The 17,008-nt window shown below is 58.4% G+C and carries 14 protein-coding genes; 8 read left to right on the top strand and 6 right to left on the bottom strand.

Features of this window, described 5'->3' with window-relative positions:
• Window positions 1-225: 225 nt before the first annotated feature.
• The 5 genes from ACTG3X_RS05060 (at window position 226) to ACTG3X_RS05080 (ending at window position 5,402) form a co-directional block, all read left to right on the top strand.
• On the top strand, window positions 226-564 hold the full coding sequence (locus ACTG3X_RS05060; protein WP_439110157.1) for a P-II family nitrogen regulator: 339 nt from the start codon (window positions 226-228) through the stop codon (window positions 562-564).
• Between the two features lie 21 nt (window positions 565-585).
• Window positions 586-1,902 carry an ammonium transporter gene (locus ACTG3X_RS05065; protein ID WP_439110158.1) on the top strand — a complete coding sequence of 439 codons (1,317 nt, stop codon included), beginning with the start codon at window positions 586-588 and terminating at the stop codon, window positions 1,900-1,902.
• Between the two features lie 108 nt (window positions 1,903-2,010).
• On the top strand, window positions 2,011-3,849 hold the full coding sequence (gene mutL / locus ACTG3X_RS05070) for a DNA mismatch repair endonuclease MutL (RefSeq protein WP_439110159.1): 1,839 nt from the start codon (window positions 2,011-2,013) through the stop codon (window positions 3,847-3,849).
• The gene (locus tag ACTG3X_RS05075; RefSeq protein ID WP_439110160.1) at window positions 3,846-5,000 is read left to right on the top strand and encodes a DNA recombination protein RmuC; all 1,155 of its coding nucleotides are present in this window, start codon (window positions 3,846-3,848) and stop codon (window positions 4,998-5,000) included. Before mutL ends, ACTG3X_RS05075 begins: the two co-directional genes overlap by 4 nt.
• A 75-nt stretch (window positions 5,001-5,075) precedes the next feature.
• Window positions 5,076-5,402, top strand: a complete 327-nt coding sequence (locus ACTG3X_RS05080) for a DUF3775 domain-containing protein (RefSeq protein ID WP_439110161.1) — start codon at window positions 5,076-5,078, stop codon at window positions 5,400-5,402.
• Window positions 5,403-5,491: 89 nt separating this feature from the next.
• Here the strand turns inward: ACTG3X_RS05080 and ACTG3X_RS05085 are convergent, their stop codons facing one another.
• The 4 genes from ACTG3X_RS05085 to ACTG3X_RS05100 all read right to left on the bottom strand — a co-directional run bounded on the left by ACTG3X_RS05085 (window position 5,492) and on the right by ACTG3X_RS05100 (window position 9,033).
• Window positions 5,492-6,634: a saccharopine dehydrogenase family protein gene (locus tag ACTG3X_RS05085; RefSeq protein WP_439110162.1), complete on the bottom strand. Its 1,143-nt coding sequence runs from the start codon at window positions 6,632-6,634 to the stop codon at window positions 5,492-5,494.
• 2 nt (window positions 6,635-6,636) lie between these two features.
• Window positions 6,637-7,680, bottom strand: coding sequence for a saccharopine dehydrogenase (locus tag ACTG3X_RS05090; RefSeq protein WP_439110163.1), 1,044 nt, complete (start codon window positions 7,678-7,680; stop codon window positions 6,637-6,639).
• Window positions 7,681-7,693: 13 nt separating this feature from the next.
• Window positions 7,694-8,344: a histidine phosphatase family protein gene (locus ACTG3X_RS05095; protein ID WP_439110164.1), complete on the bottom strand. Its 651-nt coding sequence runs from the start codon at window positions 8,342-8,344 to the stop codon at window positions 7,694-7,696.
• Between the two features lie 62 nt (window positions 8,345-8,406).
• Window positions 8,407-9,033, bottom strand: coding sequence for a thermonuclease family protein (locus ACTG3X_RS05100; RefSeq protein ID WP_439110165.1), 627 nt, complete (start codon window positions 9,031-9,033; stop codon window positions 8,407-8,409).
• 233 nt (window positions 9,034-9,266) lie between these two features.
• Here ACTG3X_RS05100 and fdhF point away from each other — a divergent pair, with 233 nt between their 5' ends.
• Genes fdhF through ACTG3X_RS05115 form a run of 3 tightly spaced genes read left to right on the top strand, consistent with a single transcriptional unit; the run spans window position 9,267 to window position 14,196 of the window.
• Complete coding sequence (gene fdhF, locus ACTG3X_RS05105; RefSeq protein ID WP_439110166.1) at window positions 9,267-12,044, top strand: formate dehydrogenase subunit alpha; 2,778 nt, start codon at window positions 9,267-9,269, stop codon at window positions 12,042-12,044.
• A gap of 38 nt (window positions 12,045-12,082) precedes the next feature.
• On the top strand, window positions 12,083-12,994 hold the full coding sequence (locus ACTG3X_RS05110; RefSeq protein WP_439110167.1) for an HNH endonuclease: 912 nt from the start codon (window positions 12,083-12,085) through the stop codon (window positions 12,992-12,994).
• The gene (locus tag ACTG3X_RS05115; RefSeq protein WP_439110168.1) at window positions 12,991-14,196 is read left to right on the top strand and encodes a hydantoinase/carbamoylase family amidase; all 1,206 of its coding nucleotides are present in this window, start codon (window positions 12,991-12,993) and stop codon (window positions 14,194-14,196) included. Before ACTG3X_RS05110 ends, ACTG3X_RS05115 begins: the two co-directional genes overlap by 4 nt.
• A gap of 28 nt (window positions 14,197-14,224) precedes the next feature.
• Here ACTG3X_RS05115 and ACTG3X_RS05120 read toward each other — a convergent pair whose 3' ends face one another.
• Together ACTG3X_RS05120 and ACTG3X_RS05125 are read right to left on the bottom strand one after the other, a co-directional pair.
• Complete coding sequence (locus ACTG3X_RS05120; RefSeq protein ID WP_439110169.1) at window positions 14,225-14,926, bottom strand: response regulator transcription factor; 702 nt, start codon at window positions 14,924-14,926, stop codon at window positions 14,225-14,227.
• Window positions 14,923-16,833: a PAS-domain containing protein gene (locus ACTG3X_RS05125; RefSeq protein ID WP_439110170.1), complete on the bottom strand. Its 1,911-nt coding sequence runs from the start codon at window positions 16,831-16,833 to the stop codon at window positions 14,923-14,925. The genes ACTG3X_RS05120 and ACTG3X_RS05125 overlap by 4 nt, the downstream gene beginning before the upstream one ends.
• Between the last annotated feature and the right edge of the window lie 175 nt (window positions 16,834-17,008).

Consider the following 17,008-nt stretch of genomic DNA (forward strand, 5'->3'; position numbering starts at 1 on the left):
CTGACCATATCGCGCTGGTGCGAAAATGTAGAGGGGAAAGACACCGTATCTCGCTCATCCGTGTGCACATTTTTTGTGCAGCCTGCACGGAAACTGCCGAAATTTTCAGACTCCGCCGCTTTTTGAGTCGCTTTTGCAGGGTGCGGGCTTCTTTTGCGAGCATCCCGCGCAAATGCTGCAAATGCAAAGTGCCGCGCCAAGCGGCTTAGAGAAGGGGACAAAGAGGTGAAACTCATTATAGCAACCATCAAGCCTTATAAGCTTGAAGACGTGCGCGAAGCGCTGACGGGGATCGGCGTGCGCGGCATGATGGTCAGTGAGATCAAGGGCTTTGGCGCGCAGTCAGGTCACACCGAGATCTACCGTGGCGCAGAATACGCTGTGAACTTCGTGCCAAAGATCAAGCTCGAGATCGCTGTGCCTTCGGACATGGCCGACAGCATCGTCGAGACAATCACCAAGACCGCTCGTACCGGCAAAATCGGTGATGGGAAGATTTTTGTGCTCGATCTGGCGCAGGCCGTACGCGTGCGCACAGGCGAAACAGGACAAGATGCGCTGTAAGCGCGGGGAAAGGGAAAAACCATGACTAAGAAACTGACATATCTGCTGGGAACCGCTTTTGCGCTTCTTCCAGCTGCAGCTATGGCGCAAGACGCCGCTGCCCCGACTTTTGACGAGATCGGCCCGTATATCATGACCACCCTGCTGTTCCTTGTGGGTGGCTTCCTTGTCTTCTGGATGGCCGCTGGTTTTGCCATGCTCGAAGCCGGCCTCGTGCGCGGCAAGAACGTTGCGATGCAGCTGACCAAGAACATGGCGCTCTTCTCGATTGCGGGCATCATGTATTGGCTCGTCGGCTTCAACCTGATGTACCCGGGCGACTTCAACGGCTACATTGGCAGCTTCTTTGTTGTCACCGAGCTTGAGCCTGTTGGTCTTTCAGCTGCCGATGCCGCACTGGACTATGCCTCGGTTGCGTCAGACTTCTTCTTCCAGCTGATGTTTGTGGCTGCGACAGCTTCAATCGTCTCGGGTGCTCTTGCCGAGCGCATCAAGCTGTGGCCGTTTCTTGCCTTTGTCGTCGTTCTGACGGGTTTCATGTACCCGATTTCAGGCTCATGGCAGTGGGGCGGCGGCTTCCTTTCGGAGATGGGTTTCTCTGACTTCGCCGGTTCCACAGTTGTACACTCGGTCGGTGGCTGGGCAGCTCTTGCAGGCGCAATCGTGCTTGGCCCACGTCTTGGCAAATACAAAGAAGGCCGCACGGTTCCGATGCCGGGTTCAAACCTTGCCCTTGCAACACTGGGTACGTTCATCCTGTGGCTCGGCTGGTTCGGCTTCAACGGTGGCTCACAGCTTGCTGCTGGTACAGTTGGCGACATCACCGACGTAGGCCGTATCTTTGCGAACACCAACATGGCAGCGTCTGCCGGTTCGGTTGCTGCTCTGATCCTCACACAGCTTCTCTACAAGAAGGTCGACCTGACAATGGTTCTCAACGGTGCCCTTGCCGGTCTCGTCGCCATCACAGCCGAGCCTCTTGCGCCAACGCTCTTCGGTTCGCTCTGGATCGGTGCTGTGGGTGGTGTGATCGTGGTCTTCGCGGTTCCGATGCTCGACAAGCTGAAAATCGATGATGTTGTTGGTGCGATCCCTGTTCACCTGCTTGCAGGTATCTGGGGCACAATCGCAGTTGTCTTCTACAACGCAGACACAAGCATTGTGACACAGCTTACAGGTATCCTTGCCTACGGTGTCTTCACCTTCGTTGTCTCACTGGTGTTCTGGTTGATCCTGAAAGCGACAATCGGCATCCGCGTTAGCGAAGAAGCCGAGATCAACGGCCTCGATAAGGCTGAGCTGGGCATGGAAGCTTACCCCGAGTTCTCCAAGAGCTAAGCTCTGACAACCAAGCTTTGGGCCAGCCAGATACTCTCTGGCTGGCCCTTTCTTTTGCGCTGTTTCTGTCATGGCAGAATCGCGCGCAGATATGCTAAGTCTTGCGGCATGTCTGAAGCACACCCCAACATAAGCCAAAACCAGCCTGTGATCCGCCAACTGGATGATGCAGCGATCAACCGTATCGCCGCTGGCGAGGTTGTGGAGCGGCCCGCTTCGGCTGTGAAGGAACTTGTGGAGAATGCCATTGATGCGGGTGCGACGCGCATTCGCGTTGAGGTGGCTGATGGGGGCAAAACGCTTATTCGTGTTGTGGATGACGGCTGCGGCATGTCTGCCTCTGATCTGCCCTTGGCATTGTCGCGGCACGCGACGTCCAAGATTGACGGCTCGGATTTGCTCAACATCCACACCTTCGGGTTTCGCGGTGAGGCACTGCCTTCTCTGGGGGCTGTCGGGCGGCTGAGCATCGCCTCGCGCGCCGCAGGGAACGAGGGCGCAAGCGTTGAGGTGTCGGGCGGTGTGATGAGCGCGGTTAAGCCTGCTGCTTTGGCTGGCGGCACGCGGGTTGAGCTGCGCGATATCTTCTATGCGACGCCTGCGCGGCTGAAGTTCATGCGCTCTGATCGCGCCGAGATGCAGGCGATTGCCGATGTGATCAAGCGGCTGGCGATGGCGGAGCCCTATGTGGGCTTTACGTTGTCCGATGTGTCAGGCGGAGGCGAGCCACAGGTGAAGTTCCGCGTTGAGGCGGAAAGCGGCGATTTGTTCAAGGCTCTACACGGGCGGCTGGCGCAGGTGATGGGGCGGGAGTTTGCCGCCAACTCGCTTGCCATTGATGCGGAACGTGAGGGGATCAGCCTGACGGGCTATGCGGCTTTGCCCACCTATTCGCGTGGCTCGGCCGTGGCGCAGTTTTTCTTTGTGAATGACCGCCCTGTGCGCGACAAACTCCTGATCGGTGCGCTGCGCGGGGCGTATTCGGATTTTCTCAGCCGTGACAGGCACCCTGCTGTTGCATTGTTTGTCACCTGCGCGCCAAACCTTGTGGATGTGAATGTGCACCCGGCGAAGTCAGAGGTGCGCTTTCGCGACCCCGGGCTTGTGCGCGGGCTGATTGTGAGCGCGTTGAAGCACGCTTTGGCCGAAGCAGGGCACAGAGCCAGCTCGACAGTGGCCGATGCGGCACTGGGCGCGATGCGGCCCGAAGTTGTCGAGCCACGGATCTACCAGATGGACCGGCCTTATGCGGGGGCGAGTGCACCTCGGCACCAGCCGCCAAGCCAGGGCTTTGCCGAGATGGCGGGCGGCTATTCTGCCCGCGTCGAGCCTGAGGAGGTGTTTGAGCGCGAGACGCCGCTTGAGGCGCTGCCTTTGGGGGCCGCACGGGCGCAGGTGCATGAGAACTACATTGTGGCGCAGACCGAGACAGGTATGATCCTTGTGGATCAGCACGCAGCACACGAGCGGCTTGTCTATGAGCGGCTCAAGACGCAGATGGCGGAAAATGGTGTGCGCGCGCAGGCGCTGCTGATCCCTGAGATTGTGAGCATGAGTGAGGGCGACTGTGCGCTTCTGTTGGAAGCCGCCGAAGAACTGGCGACACTGGGGCTGAGCCTTGAGCCGTTTGGCGCAGGCTCTGTGGCGGTGCGAGAGACGCCTGCTATTTTGGGAGAGGTCAACGCGGAGGCGATGCTGCGCGATATTGTAGACGAGCTGACAGACGGCGGAACGACGAGCACGGTGAAAGACAAACTGGAAGCGGTGTTGAGCCGCGTGGCATGTCACGGGTCGATCCGGTCGGGGCGGCGGATGCGCGCGGAAGAAATGAACGCGCTGCTGCGCGAGATGGAAGCAACGCCGCATTCGGGGCAGTGCAACCACGGGCGCCCCACTTATATTGAACTGAAACTGAGTGACATCGAGAGGCTTTTCGGGCGCACATGATTGAGATTGCTGGAATTGAAGTGGCCGAAGCTGCGCTTGTGGTGGGCGTGCTTGTCTTGGTGTTTTTGCTGTTTCTTATGCTGTTCTTGGGCATGCGCTCTGCGGCGCGCTCTGCCAGAATGACGGAGCCTTTGGTGCACCAGCTTGGCAACCTCGGCGTGCGGGTGCAGCAGCTTTCAGACGGACAGCAGCAGCTTGCGGGCGGGCTTACCCATGTCAGTGAGGCGCAGGCGGCCTCGCAGGCGAATATGCTCCAGCTCATGGAAAAGCGCCTTGCCGATGTGAGCGGCAAGATGAGCGAAAACCTCACCGGCTCGGCGCAAAGCACGGCCAAAAGCCTAGGCGAGTTGCAAGCGCGGCTGATTGCGATTGATAAGGCTCAAGACAACATCACCAAGCTGTCTGGCGATGTTTTGAGTTTGCAGGATATTTTGAGCAACAAACAAACACGCGGCGCGTTTGGCGAGATCCAGTTGACCGATATTGTGACCAAGGCTTTGCCAAGCGACGCCTATACAATGCAGGCGACGCTGAGCAACGGCAAGCGCGCGGATTGTCTGATCCACTTGCCGAACCCTCCGGGGCCGATTGCGATTGATGCGAAATTTCCGCTGGAGGCCTATGAGGCACTGCGCCGGGCAGAGACGGACTGGCAGGCAAACGAAGCGGCCAAAATGCTGCGGATCTCGATCAAAAAGCACATCAAGGACATTTCGGAGAAGTATATTCTGGATGGTGAAACCGCCGATGGCGCGCTTATGTTTCTGCCATCGGAAGCCATTTATGCTGAGCTTCATGCGAACTTTCCCGAGCTTGTGCGCGAAGGGTTTGCGGCGAAAGTCTGGATCGTTTCGCCGACCACGTGCATGGCGACGCTCAACACGATGCGCGCGATTTTGAAAGATGCGCGGATGCGCGAGCAGGCGGGAGCGATCCGCACGATGCTGCGGCATTTGCACCGTGATGTGGAGATTGTTCTTGAGCGCGCGGGAAAGCTGGAAACGCATTTTGACCAAGCACGCCGCGATGTGGAAGGGATCAGCACAGCAGCCGAGCGCGCGGGTAAGCGCGCAGCCAAGCTTGATAACTTTGACTTTGAAGAGCTGGCTCCGGAGCCGCCCACTGTGGTGCCGCTCAAGGCGCCTGAGTAAGGCTTGCGCCAGATCAAGGCTGGATCGGGATGAGTCCTCCAATGTGTCAGCTATGCGCTGACAGGAGGATGAGCCATGCTAGAGATCAGTATCAACAAGATTGCCCAGATTATTCTGATGTCGCGAGAGCTAGGGCGGGCCGAAGTCGAGCTTGCGGGCTTTTTCGAAACGCTTCGCGAGGAAGAACTCGTCGATCTGGTCGCTTTGATGTGGATCGGGCGGGGAAGCTTTGAGGCGGAGGAACTGGCCGAAGCGCGTGCAACGGCTGTCGCCGAGGCGACTGTGCCAACGCCGGATTACCTGCTGGGCACCCCCCATCTCTCTGATCATCTGGAGAACGGACTTGAGGCGCTGGGCTTGTCGGCCGCGGATGAGGAAGATGATTTGATCCGTAAGGGATAGGGGATCGAATTGCGCTGTGCGCAATCCGATCCGCCGGGGGGCTAGCCCCCCAGACCCCCCAGGATATTTCTGGCAAAAAGAAAGCCAGATTATGCCAGGTGATCGACCACTTGCAGGTGTTGAGCCAGTGTGTCGATCTCGGCGAGCCAGTCTTGCACGAGCTTGGGGTCGTGTGGCGCCGGGTGAACGCCTGCGCCGATCTGGCGGTTGGCAACCGCATTCACAGCCAGTGATACAGGGATTGAGACAAGCCGCGCCATAGCTGTGCCGCGGGCGTCGCCCCAGGCGTCCATGGTGTAGGTTTTGTTGTAGACCGCTGTGCCATCGTTTTCGGCCTTGAGGCCGACGCACATCACAACACGATCAGGCTCGCCTTCGTCGTAGGCGTTTTCGGCCCAGAAGCCGTCGGACATTTCTTTCAGGCGGGCGTCGCCTTCGGGGCCTGTGAGGGTCTCGATTTCGGAGAAGACATCGGCCCACGCGTCTTTCCAGCCGTTGAGACGTAGCGTGCCACGGACAAATTCTTTCACGCGCCAGCTGTCTTCAAAGTGGTAGTCGGCCATGAAGGGCAGGCTGTCACGGTTGGGGTAAACTTCGAATGTCTCAGGGCTTGCGAGGGGGGCTTCGTAACTGCTGATCGCATCCCACGGACGTGAGACATTGAGCTCTGTATAATTCTTGATCGATTTTGAGGGCGAGCGCAGGGCTTTGAGCACACCGAGAGGCGACCAGCTGAATTTATAACGGAACGGGTTCGGCTGTTTGGGAATGCCGCCGCAATAGGAGATGAAGGAGACATCATTGGCGGCATCATAACCTGATGCGGCGCGGTAGTCGGCCACGAGGGCGTGCGCCATGAGGTGGTCTATCCCCGGGTCAAGGCCAACTTCGTTGACACAGACAAGGCCGGCGTCGCGGAAGCGGGTATCAAGCGCGCGCATTTCGGGGGCGATGTAGCTGGAGCTGACAAAGTTTGCGCCTTGGGCGATGCACATTTCGGCGAGTGGTACGTGCCAGTCGCCCGGGAGCATGGAGACAACGATATCGCCTTTTTCGGTGGCTGCGGTGATGGCCCCCATGTCAAAGGCGCGAATGTCTGTGGCGATGTCTCCCACGGCTTCTTCGGCTTTGGCGACTGTGCGGTTCCAGACCACAACTTTATGGCCCTCCTCAATCAGTTTGCGAAGACCCGGAATGGCGGAAAGACCTGTGCCGCACCAATGGATTGTCATGTTCATACCTCTTTTATGTGTGTGTTGAAGTCAGCCGCGGCTCGCGCCCAGACGCCCGCGTCAAGGCTGCTCAGTGTGAGCAGGGAAGGCAACAGCTGTGCGGCGAAATCCTCGGAGCTTTCGCGCGGGAGCATGGAGGGGAGATTGTCGATCGCCATCACATCGAGGATTGGCGTGTTGTGAACGCGCAGGGCGGGAGCCTCCCATGTCGTGGCCTCGGCGTAGACAGGGATCGGGTTGTAATCGCTGTCGGGGTCGCAGGCGACATCGCCAATTGCTGTGAGCTTGCGCGGGGCGTCTTTGGCGGACAAGGGCACAAACTGCGGTGTGCCCGGGCGCGCAAGGATGCAGTTGATAAAAATGTCATGCGCGAGGATCTCGGGGAAGGGGCCGCCACTGGCTGTTTCGGCCATGTCCCATTTGGTGACGGTGAGGCCCATGGCCTCGAGCAGGTCGCTTGCGCCTGTGCCGACGCGGCCCAAAGCGCCAATCACAATGGCTGAGGGTGTCCCTGCCAATTCGTCGCGCAGCTCTGTGAGCAGGGCATCTTTGTTGGCATAGGCCCCAACAGGAGCGCAGAGCGCGCCGTTTTGCTGGGCGATCCATGTTTTGAGAGTGACGGCTGCGCCTGCAAAGCCAGCCCAATAGCCGAAGGCTGCGACGCGGCGGCCTGTTTCATCGACGAGATATTCAAGGTCATAGAGCGTGCCGCCACCTGCCTTGAAGCGCTTGAGCAGGGCCGCGCCTGAAAACTGGCCTTTGTAGGCGTGGCCAAACATGATGTGGCGGTGTGGCAGGGGGGTGCCGTCATCGGGCAGCTCTTTGAGGCCAAAGATGATGGCGTCGCGGGGCGCATCGGGCCAGCTGTTTTCAGGAGCGATTTCGGCACCCGCGTCGATATAGCCTTGCAGCGGGATTGCCCGCACGGAGCTTTCTTCAACAGTCAGGCGGATGCCCGCTTTGATGAGCGCGGCTGCGCCTTCGGGGGTGAGGCCGACACGCTCTTCATGGGCGCGCTGTTCGGCTCTGAGCCAGAGATGGGTCATGGAATGCTCCTGTTCAGACAAAGGTGCGGGCGTGTTCACGGCCCGGGATATCAAGGTGGGGCGTGGCGTTGAAGCTGCCAAGAAAGAGCTGCCCGTGGACATACTCAAGGCGGTGCACAGACGAGTTCATCACTTGTAGCATGATTTTGGCCATGCCTTCATCAGACAGGTGCAGCACATGGCGCAGGATGGTGCCGATGACGCCGCCTGAGGTGACCAGAAGCACGCGGCCGTGGCCCTCGCAGACCTCTTCGACGAGACCTGTCGTGCGCGCGTAAAAGTCGTCAAAGCGCTCTGGCACTGTTTTGACTTTGTCAGCCGCCCAAAAGCCGATCATCTTGGGAAGATGCGCTGCAAATTCTGTGGGGTCTTGAGGTGTGACGATGCCGTGCTCTGCCTCAAGGGCGGCGGCCATGGCGAAATACTGTAGCTCGTCAAGGCGGGCATCTACACGCGTGTCGCTGTAGCCCATGCCTGCCGCGGTCTCTTTCTGGCGACGCAAAGTGCCTGTGATGACATGGTCAAAATGCGGGTTGGTTGTGCGCAAATGTTCGCCCAGCCAGCGCGCCTGTGTATGGCCCAGCTCGGAGAGCTTGTCATAGCTCGCCTCATCGGTCGCGTGGCTGTTGGCCTGCCCGTGCCGGACCAGAATCAGTTCTGCCATTGGTATGTGCCTCTTTAATTTGGGGGCAAACTAGCGGGGCATGGGGGGAGGTTAAAGGGGGCTTAGCTTTCGCCTTTTTGGGCTGCCTGTCGGGCTTCGAACCGCTTCCAGACATACATGCGCCCCTTTTGGCGGGCGTCTGCGAGCCACATCTTGCGTCGCGCATCGTCGACCTCAAGCGCGCGGTATTCGCCGCCTGAGAATTTTGGCCAGTCGATTGCCAAACCAAGTTTGACCAATTCTGCCGAGAGGTCGCGCCCGTGTGCGAGGCGGCATCGGGCGACGGTGCGACCGTGGTCATCTTCGGCCAGTATTTCGGCTGAAATGGTTTGGCCTTTGCACAGTGTGACCATCGCCCATTTGGCCTTTTTGCCATAGGGGTGGTTTATCTCTGGGGCGTCGATGCCGTGCAGGCGGACCTGGGTTTTATTTATAACGAGGGAGTCGCCGTCGATGACATAGGCCGGGCCCTTGATAACACGGCTGCTTGAAGGCGCTTCTGCGCTATCGGCTTCAAAGGGGCGCGCGTGGCTTTCGGGCGACGGCTCTAGCAGGCGGGCTGGTGTATGCTCTTGGGTGATACGATGGATACGTCGCTGTTTGCGGCTTGGACGCTGTTGGCCTTTTTTATGAATGATGGTGGCGACGAGCGCCGTAAATGCGGCCGCAATTAAAAGAGCTTCGAACACGTGAAAACAAACTTTCTTCTCAAACGATAGCACCGTTACAACTGGTTTGACCCGAGTGATACGGACAGTTAACGGCCTTTAAGGCGAATATATTTCCTAATTTTATCCTAAAACGTGTGGTGGTCAATGCGGCTTGCCCCTGCCGCAAATCGTCTCGTGCCTGTCGCGATTGAAGGATGTGAAATCGAGCAAATCTGGTTATGCTGTGAAGCAAGGCCGACAGGAGACGTGCGATGTCTGAGACAGTTAAGTTTACGCTCGATGGTGAGCAGGTTGTGGCCGAAAAGGGCATGACGATCTGGGAAGTTGCCAATGGGCGCGGTCTCATCATCCCGCATCTGTGTCACAAGCCGGCGCCGGGCTACCGCCCTGATGGCAACTGCCGCGCCTGTATGGTCGAGATTGAGGGCGAGCGCACGCTGGCTGCGTCCTGTATTCGTGAGCCGCAAGAGGGCATGGTTGTTGTCACCAACAACGCCCGAGCGACAAGTGCGCGCAAGATGGTTGTCGAGATGCTCTTGGCGGATATGCCCGCGCGTCAAGACAGCCACGATGCCTCTGCGCATATGTGGGACATGGCAGATCTTAATGGCGTGAGCGAAAGCCGCTTTCCGACGCTAGACGAGGGGCACATCCCGCTTCTGGATGACAGTCATGTTGCGATGCGTGTCAATCTTGATGCCTGTATTTCTTGTAGCCTTTGCGTGCGCGCCTGCCGCGAAGTGCAAGTGAACGACGTGATCGGCATGGCGGGGCGGGGCCATAGTGCCTACCCTGTGTTTGATATGGACGACCCTATGGGCGAAAGCTCGTGCGTGGCGTGCGGCGAATGTGTGCAGGCCTGTCCGACGGGCGCGCTCATGCCTGCCACCGTGCTGGACGCGGAGCAAAAGGGCGATAGCAAGGATTTCGACAGCGAAACCGAGAGCGTCTGCCCGTTCTGCGGTGTGGGCTGTAAGGTCTCGCTCAAGGTGAAAGACGGCAAGGTGAAATATGTCGAGGGCATCAACGGCCCCGCCAACGAAGGCCGCCTCTGTGTGAAAGGGCGCTTTGGATTTGACTATATCCACCACCCCCACCGTTTGACCAAACCGCTGATCCGCCGCGCGGATGCGCCTGCCAAGGGGCTGAACGTACACCCTGACAACTGGGGTGAGTTCTTTCGCGAAGCGAGCTGGGATGAGGCGATGGACTTTGCCGCGGGTGGCCTTGCGGGCCTGCGCGAGCGTGAGGGTGGCAAAGCTGTGGCTGGCTTCGGGTCGGCCAAATGTACCAATGAAGAGGCCTACCTTTTCCAGAAGTTTATTCGCCAGGGATTTCTGCACAACAACGTTGACCACTGCACGCGACTTTGCCACGCCAGCTCTGTTTCGGCGTTGATCGAAAATGTCGGTTCTGGCGCTGTGACCGCGACCTTTAACGAGATTGAGAACGCGGATGTGGCGATCATCATCGGGGCGAACCCCGTTGAGAACCACCCTGTTGCGGCGACCTACTTCAAGCAGTTTGTGAAACGCGGTGGCAAGCTTATCGTGATGGACCCGCGTGGCGTGGGCCTGAAGCGGTTTGCCGAAGAGATGGTGCAGTTCCGCCCCGGTGCAGATGTGAGCCTGCTCAACGCGGTCATGCATGTGATCGTGGAAGAAGAGCTTTATGACAGCCAGTATATTCACCGCTGGACGGAAAACTGGGAGGCCGAAAAAGCCCACCTGAAAGACTTTAGCCCGGAGGCCATGAGCGCGATCTGTGGCGTCAGCCCTGATCAGATCCGCCGTGTTGCGCGCATTTTTGCAGGCGCCGAAGCCGGGATGATTTTCTGGGGGATGGGCGTTAGCCAACACATTCACGGAACAGACAATTCGCGCTGTTTGATCAGCCTTGCGCTGATGACGGGAAATGTCGGCAAATCGGGCGCAGGTCTGCACCCGTTGCGTGGCCAGAACAATGTACAAGGCGCCTCTGATGCTGGGCTTATTCCGATGTTCCTGCCTGATTATCAGAGTGTGATGGATGACGGCATCCGCAAGGCCTTTACCGATGTATGGGGCTCTGGCGACTTCTCTGCGGAGAAGGGGCTGACTGTGACTGAGATTATGGATGAAGCCTATGCGGGCAACATCAAGGGCATGTATATTCAGGGCGAAAACCCAGCCATGTCTGACCCTGATGTGGAGCACGCGCGCGACGCTTTGGCCAAGCTCGAGTGCCTTGTGGTGCAGGACATTTTCCTGACGGAAACGGCAAACTATGCTGACGTGATTTTGCCTGCCTCGGCGCTTTATGAAAAGAACGGCACGGTCAGCAACACCAACCGTCAAGTGCAGCGTGTGCGCCCTGCTGTGGCACCCCCTGGAGAGGCGCGGGAAGATTGGAAAATCACCGTTGAGCTGGCGCAGCGTGTGGGCCTCAACTGGGATTACTCTGATGTGTCAGAAGTCTTCAACGAGATGAAGCTGAACATGCCTTCGCTTGACAACATCACGTGGGAGCGCCTCAAGACAGAGACGATCACATACCCCTCGCTCTCCGAAACAGACCCGGGGCAGGCGATTGTTTTTGGTGACGGCTTCCCGCGTGCGGAGGGCCGAGCAAAGTTCACACCCGCCAGTGTCATTGCGCCTGATGAAGCGCCTGATGCAGATTACCCGATGATTATGACCACGGGCCGCCAGCTAGAGCATTGGCACACAGGCTCGATGACGCGGCGCTCCAATGTGTTGGACGCAGTGGAGCCCGAGGCGAACTGCTCATTACACCCCAAGACACTGCGCCGCCTTGGCGTGGAGCCGGGCGAACATGTGCGTCTGAGCACGCGGCGGGGGAGTATCACGATCATGGCGCGTGCGGATCGGGCTGTGGCCGAGGACATGGTGTTTGTGCCCTTTGCTTACGTTGAAGCAGCGGCCAATATCCTGACAAACCCTGCCCTTGACCCTTACGGGAAAATCCCCGAGTTCAAATTCTCCGCCGTAAAGGTGGAGAAGGCCGAAGGCGCGGTCGCGGCGGAATAGGGCTTGCAAGAGTTTACTGCGCGGAGTTTTCTTGTGGCATGGCCAATGCTGTTTTTATTCAAAACCCACACTCCATCTATAAGGACGAGCCGGGCGTAGCTTATCACTTTCCCAAGCGCTATCTCAGGATGGTTGAAGAAACTATTGGTGACTGGGTAATTGTCTATGAAGGCCGCAAGGGGGCCTTTGGCTATACGTCTGTCTTGAAGGTGGAAAGTGTCGTGCCAGATAATACACAGCAAGACCATTATTATGCCTATTTCGAACGCGGCAAGGAGTGGCAATTTGAACAGGTTGTTCCCCGTAACACTCCATTTGGCAAAGCGTATGAAGAGTCACTCAGGGGCGCTGACGGGGCCGCTATGTCTGGCGGGGTCAGTGTAGCGGCAGTCCGCCGTCTAAGCTTTACTGAGTTCAGCGCTATTGTCACTGCTGGTCTGAAACCCCTTGAAGGACCAGAGGCGCTACCAAGGGACGTGACGGACGGATATGCTTTTGCTGAAACGGCCGCTCTATTTGTGGGTGCCGAAGCGCTCGATATTCGTGACACTGTCCTCGTTTCGAGGGCCAAGCGAGACGCTTCGTTTGCGCGGCTTGTGAAGGCGGCCTATCAAGGGCGCTGTGCAATTTCAGGTCTCGACCTTCGGAATGGTGGCGGACGGGCAGAGGTTCAAGCGGCGCATATCCGACCTGTAGCGGAAAAAGGCCCCGATGTTGTAAAAAATGGTCTCGCTTTGTCGGGTACTTTGCATTGGATGTTCGATAGGGGATTAATCTCTGTTGGGGAAAACCATGAGATACTTGTATCTGACAATAAGGTACCTTCGGAGGTTCGACAGAGGCTGATTAGTCCCTCTGGCAAGCTACATTTGCCTGATGACCCGCGCCATCACCCACACCCTGCTTATCTGAAGTATCACCGAGAAAATATTTACGGAATGACTGCATGACACTCTCCCCGAACCCGACCCGCTTTCTTGAAGACCTTCACACTCTGCGCGAGTTTGGGGCTTCGGGTGTGGGTAAAGGGGTTGTGCGCCCTGCTTATTCGCAGGCCGATATTGCGGCGCGGGCCTGGCTGGCCCGGAAATTTGAAGAGGCGGGACTGCGCGTTCACTATGATCCGATGGGCTCGCTCTTCGGGTTGGCAGAGGGGCCGTCTCTTTTGCTGGGATCTCACTCTGACAGCCAGCCTGAAGGGGGCTGGCTTGACGGGGCGCTCGGCGTGATTGCTGCGCTTGAAGTGGCGCGGGCGGCCAAAGAGGCAGGTGGGCCAGCTGTTTCTGTTGTTAGCTTTCAAGACGAAGAGGGCCGCTTTGGGGTGACGACAGGGAGCACTGTCTGGTCGGGCCAGCTGGACCTTGAAGATGCCGATATGCTGACTGATCGCAGCGGCGAGAGCCTTGCACAGGCGCGTGGTGCGATGGCGGATCTGGTGGGTGATTTCGTTGACCCATCCCAATTCACAGGTTTTATCGAAATGCACATTGAGCAGGGCCCTTGGCTGGACAAGGCGGGGGATGCTGTGGGCGTGGTGAGTGACATTGTCGGTATCCGCGATATGCGTATCACCTTTGATGGCGAGCAGAACCACGCAGGAACAACGCCCATGCATCTGCGCAAAGATGCGTTTCAGGCTTTGGGGGCCTTTAATGCGCTGATTGGCGAACGCTTTCAAAACGTGGTGACACATCAGACGGTTTGGACAATTGGTCATGTAAAGCTGCATCCTGATGCGCATTCAATCGTTCCGGGGCGGGCGACATTTTCGATGCAGTGGCGCGATGGGGATGCGGATCGCTTGGCGCGTATGGAAACGGTCATCCGCGAAGCTGCAGAAGAGGTGGCGGAGGCGCGGGGGCTTAGGCTGTCCTTCGGGCCGATGTTGGGGCTTGAGCCAGTGGCGATGGATGACAACCTGCGCGCGGCGCTAGAGGCCAGCGCGGAGCAGCATGCTAAAGGGACGTGGCGCAAGATGCCCTCCGGCGCGCTTCATGATGCCACCAACGTGGCGCAGTATATGCCTGTTGCGATGCTGTTTGTGCCTTCGATAAACGGAATTAGCCACGCCTTTGAGGAGGATACAGCCGAGGCTGATCTTGTGAAAGGGCTTGAGGTCTTGGCAGGGGCTGTTGACCGTCTGTCTGCGTGACGCGGTGCCTGCCTCTTCCGCTAGAGGACTAGCCCCAACTCACGTCGCCCAAGAAGATATAGCCCGCGCCGTAAATGGTCTTGATCAGCCGCGGATTTTTGGGGTCTTCGCCCAGTTTTGTCCGCAGTCGCGAGATGCGGACATCCATTGCGCGGTCAAAGCTTTCGCCAGCAGCGCCGCCAAGTGTTTCTTGCATGTTGGCGCGGGAAATAAGACGCTTGGGGCGCTCGAGAAACAGCCTGAGAACTTCGCCTTCTGCATGGGAGAAGGCTGTCTCTGTGCCTGTTTCATCTACCAGCATGTAACGGTCAAAATAGGCTGTCCAGCCGTTGAAGCGGGCGGTTTCTGTGCTTTGAGGCGAGGGTGTTGCCTTGCGCAAACGGGCGCGCACACGGGCAACCACTTCGGCTGGCTCGAACGGTTTGATGATGTAGTCATCCGCGCCCAACTCAAGGCCGGTGACGCGGTCTTGTACTTGAGCGCGACCTGAAATGATGATGACACTCGCGCCCTGTTCCAGCGCAAGCCGGTGCACCAGTGTTAGCCCGTCTTTGTCGGGCAGCGAGAGGTCGACGAGGCACACATCAGGTGCCGTGGTCTTGAGCGCCGCCTCAAATTCGGTTGCACGTGCAAAGCTGAGTGTGTCAAAGCCCGCCTCTTCCAGGGCGTCTGTAAGCATATCGCGAATGGCGCGTTCATCGTCGAGGATGGTGACAAGCGGTTTGGTCATAGGGTGTCGTCCGTTCCGAGGTAGGAGGCCAGCGTCTCGGCTGTGAAGGGTTTGCGCAGCACAGGCGAGAGCTTGAGTGCACGCTGAAAGAGCGGGTCGGTGTCTGGTAGGGATGTCATGAGAAAGCTGGGGGGGCGGTGTGTGCCCAAGCTGTCGAGAAGATCAAGGCCAGTGGCGTCACCTTCAAGCGATATGTCCGAGAGAACAAGCGCAATATCTGGCAGGTCTTGCGCGAGCAACAGTGCTTCGTCAGCGCTTGTGGCTTCAATGACCGAGTGTCCTTGTGCCACAAGCATTTCGCGCACGTTGGTGCGGATTTCCGGGTTGTCCTCAACCAGGAGCGCAAGGCCGGGGGCGACGGGCGCAGGTGCGTGGCGCAAAGGAATGCGCAGAATGACTTCCGCGCCTCTCTGGCCGTTTTGCGCTTTGACATGTCCGCCAGAGAGCTTGGCCATATCATAGACCATGGCGAGCCCAAGGCCTGAGCCGTCATCGCCTTTGGTTGTGAAAAACGGGTCAAATACATGTGCCAGCGCGCGCTCGGAGAAGCCGGGACCGGTGTCTGACACCATGAATTCTATCCATGTATCCTTAACCACCTGCACAGACAGGGTGATCTCGCCGTCGCCTTTGCAGGCATCGCGCGCGTTGAGAACGAGATTCAGGAGGCTGTCTTGGAGCATGCCTGCGTCAAGCATGAGGGTGAGGCCCGGCGGGGTGGCATGTGTGTCTGTGGTCAGGGTTACACCCTGTGGAAGCGCCGTATCTGCCAGTGTGTTGAATTCGGCCAAGAACGGAGTGAGGCGGGTTGGAGCGGGGTGCACATCGCGGTGACCTGTCATGTCTGCAATACGATTGAGAAGGTCGCCCCCACGCCGTGCAGCTGTCAGGGTCGCTTGGATGAGAGCAGTTGCCTTGGGTGGTAGCTCAAGGTTCTGGAGGCGGCTTTGGGAGCCGAGGACAATGGTAAGCAGATTGGAGAAATCATGTGCAAGGCCTGATACCATTTGTGCTGCCAGCTCGCGGCGGCGGGTTTGCTGCAGGGCTGCGCGGGTCTGGGTTTCTTCTGTGATATCCATCGAGAGAATGTAGACCCCCCCTGTGCTCGAGTCAGGGGTGAGCGCCACGCGGATGCGGCGCGAGCTTGGGTCGTGGTTGAACTCAAAGACGGAGGCTTTGCCCGCAAAGCCGCGTTCAAGATGTGGCCCGATTACGCTGTAGGGTTGCGGGCCGAGCACTTCGGCGGCGTGGTGGCCCACCGGATCTGCCAAGCTCCCCGGCATGACCGAACTTACGCGACGGTTGGAAAATGTGTAGACTTGGTCGGGATTCACATGGGCGATGTGCGCGGGCATCATCTCGGTTGTGAGGCGGGTGCGGGCTTCCATAGCTGTGAGCTGGCGCTTGGCTTCTTCCAGCGCGGTCACCGTGGCTTCAAGCTCGCGGTTTGTGGTGGCCAGCTCTTCGGCGCGGTTGAGCAGCTGGTCGGAGAGGGTTTCAGAGCGGGTGCGCAGCAGCTCTTCTTGCCGCTTGGTGCCTGTGATGTCGGTATAAACCGCAACCCAGCCACCGTTGGGCAGAGGCGAGCCTTCAACTGAGATCCAGCGTCCGTTTCCCATCTGCCGTTCGATGTAATGCGGCTCAAAAGCGCCTGCGAGGTCAACGCGCTCTTTAACGAAGGCGTCGATATCATCAACCGCGCCGTATTCACCGCGCTCTGCAAGGTAGCGGATGGTAGCGGAAAAATCGGCCCCCGGTGAGACGATCCAGTCGGGCAAGGCAAACATGGAACGAAAGCGCTCGTTGGACACCACGAGGCGCAAGTCGCTGTCATAGATGGACAGGGCCTGTTGGATGAGGTTGAGCCCCGCCATTGTCATGGCTTGATCGCTGGAATGTGTGCTCATGATCTGCCTTTCTGTGCCCGTGCTAGCACCCCAAGACGCTTTGGCAAAGCCCTGTGGCGCGCCATCTGGCGCTTGTTACAATTTGTTAGATTCGGGAAATGTTCAGGTAAAAGTTGACGTTGAAGCTGTGATCGTCACGCTAGGGGGAGGAGAATCGCCCGGTAAGTGGCGGATT

The sequence above is a fragment of the Lentibacter sp. genome (genome assembly GCF_965658795.1).
Lineage (GTDB): Bacteria > Pseudomonadota > Alphaproteobacteria > Rhodobacterales > Rhodobacteraceae > Lentibacter.

What these genes read in the sequence shown, in the direction of transcription:
- ACTG3X_RS05110 (WP_439110167.1), top strand. Translation starts at nt 12,083, where the DNA reads ATGGCCAATGCTGTTTTTATTCAAAACCCACACTCCATCTATAAGGAC.
- ACTG3X_RS05085 (WP_439110162.1), bottom strand. Translation starts at nt 6,634, where the DNA reads ATGACAATCCATTGGTGCGGCACAGGTCTTTCCGCCATTCCGGGTCTT.
- ACTG3X_RS05065 (WP_439110158.1), top strand. Translation starts at nt 586, where the DNA reads ATGACTAAGAAACTGACATATCTGCTGGGAACCGCTTTTGCGCTTCTT.
- ACTG3X_RS05075 (WP_439110160.1), top strand. Translation starts at nt 3,846, where the DNA reads ATGATTGAGATTGCTGGAATTGAAGTGGCCGAAGCTGCGCTTGTGGTG.
- ACTG3X_RS05115 (WP_439110168.1), top strand. Translation starts at nt 12,991, where the DNA reads ATGACACTCTCCCCGAACCCGACCCGCTTTCTTGAAGACCTTCACACT.
- mutL (WP_439110159.1), top strand. Translation starts at nt 2,011, where the DNA reads ATGTCTGAAGCACACCCCAACATAAGCCAAAACCAGCCTGTGATCCGC.
- fdhF (WP_439110166.1), top strand. Translation starts at nt 9,267, where the DNA reads ATGTCTGAGACAGTTAAGTTTACGCTCGATGGTGAGCAGGTTGTGGCC.
- ACTG3X_RS05080 (WP_439110161.1), top strand. Translation starts at nt 5,076, where the DNA reads ATGCTAGAGATCAGTATCAACAAGATTGCCCAGATTATTCTGATGTCG.
- ACTG3X_RS05120 (WP_439110169.1), bottom strand. Translation starts at nt 14,926, where the DNA reads ATGACCAAACCGCTTGTCACCATCCTCGACGATGAACGCGCCATTCGC.
- ACTG3X_RS05125 (WP_439110170.1), bottom strand. Translation starts at nt 16,833, where the DNA reads ATGAGCACACATTCCAGCGATCAAGCCATGACAATGGCGGGGCTCAAC.
- ACTG3X_RS05090 (WP_439110163.1), bottom strand. Translation starts at nt 7,680, where the DNA reads ATGACCCATCTCTGGCTCAGAGCCGAACAGCGCGCCCATGAAGAGCGT.
- ACTG3X_RS05095 (WP_439110164.1), bottom strand. Translation starts at nt 8,344, where the DNA reads ATGGCAGAACTGATTCTGGTCCGGCACGGGCAGGCCAACAGCCACGCG.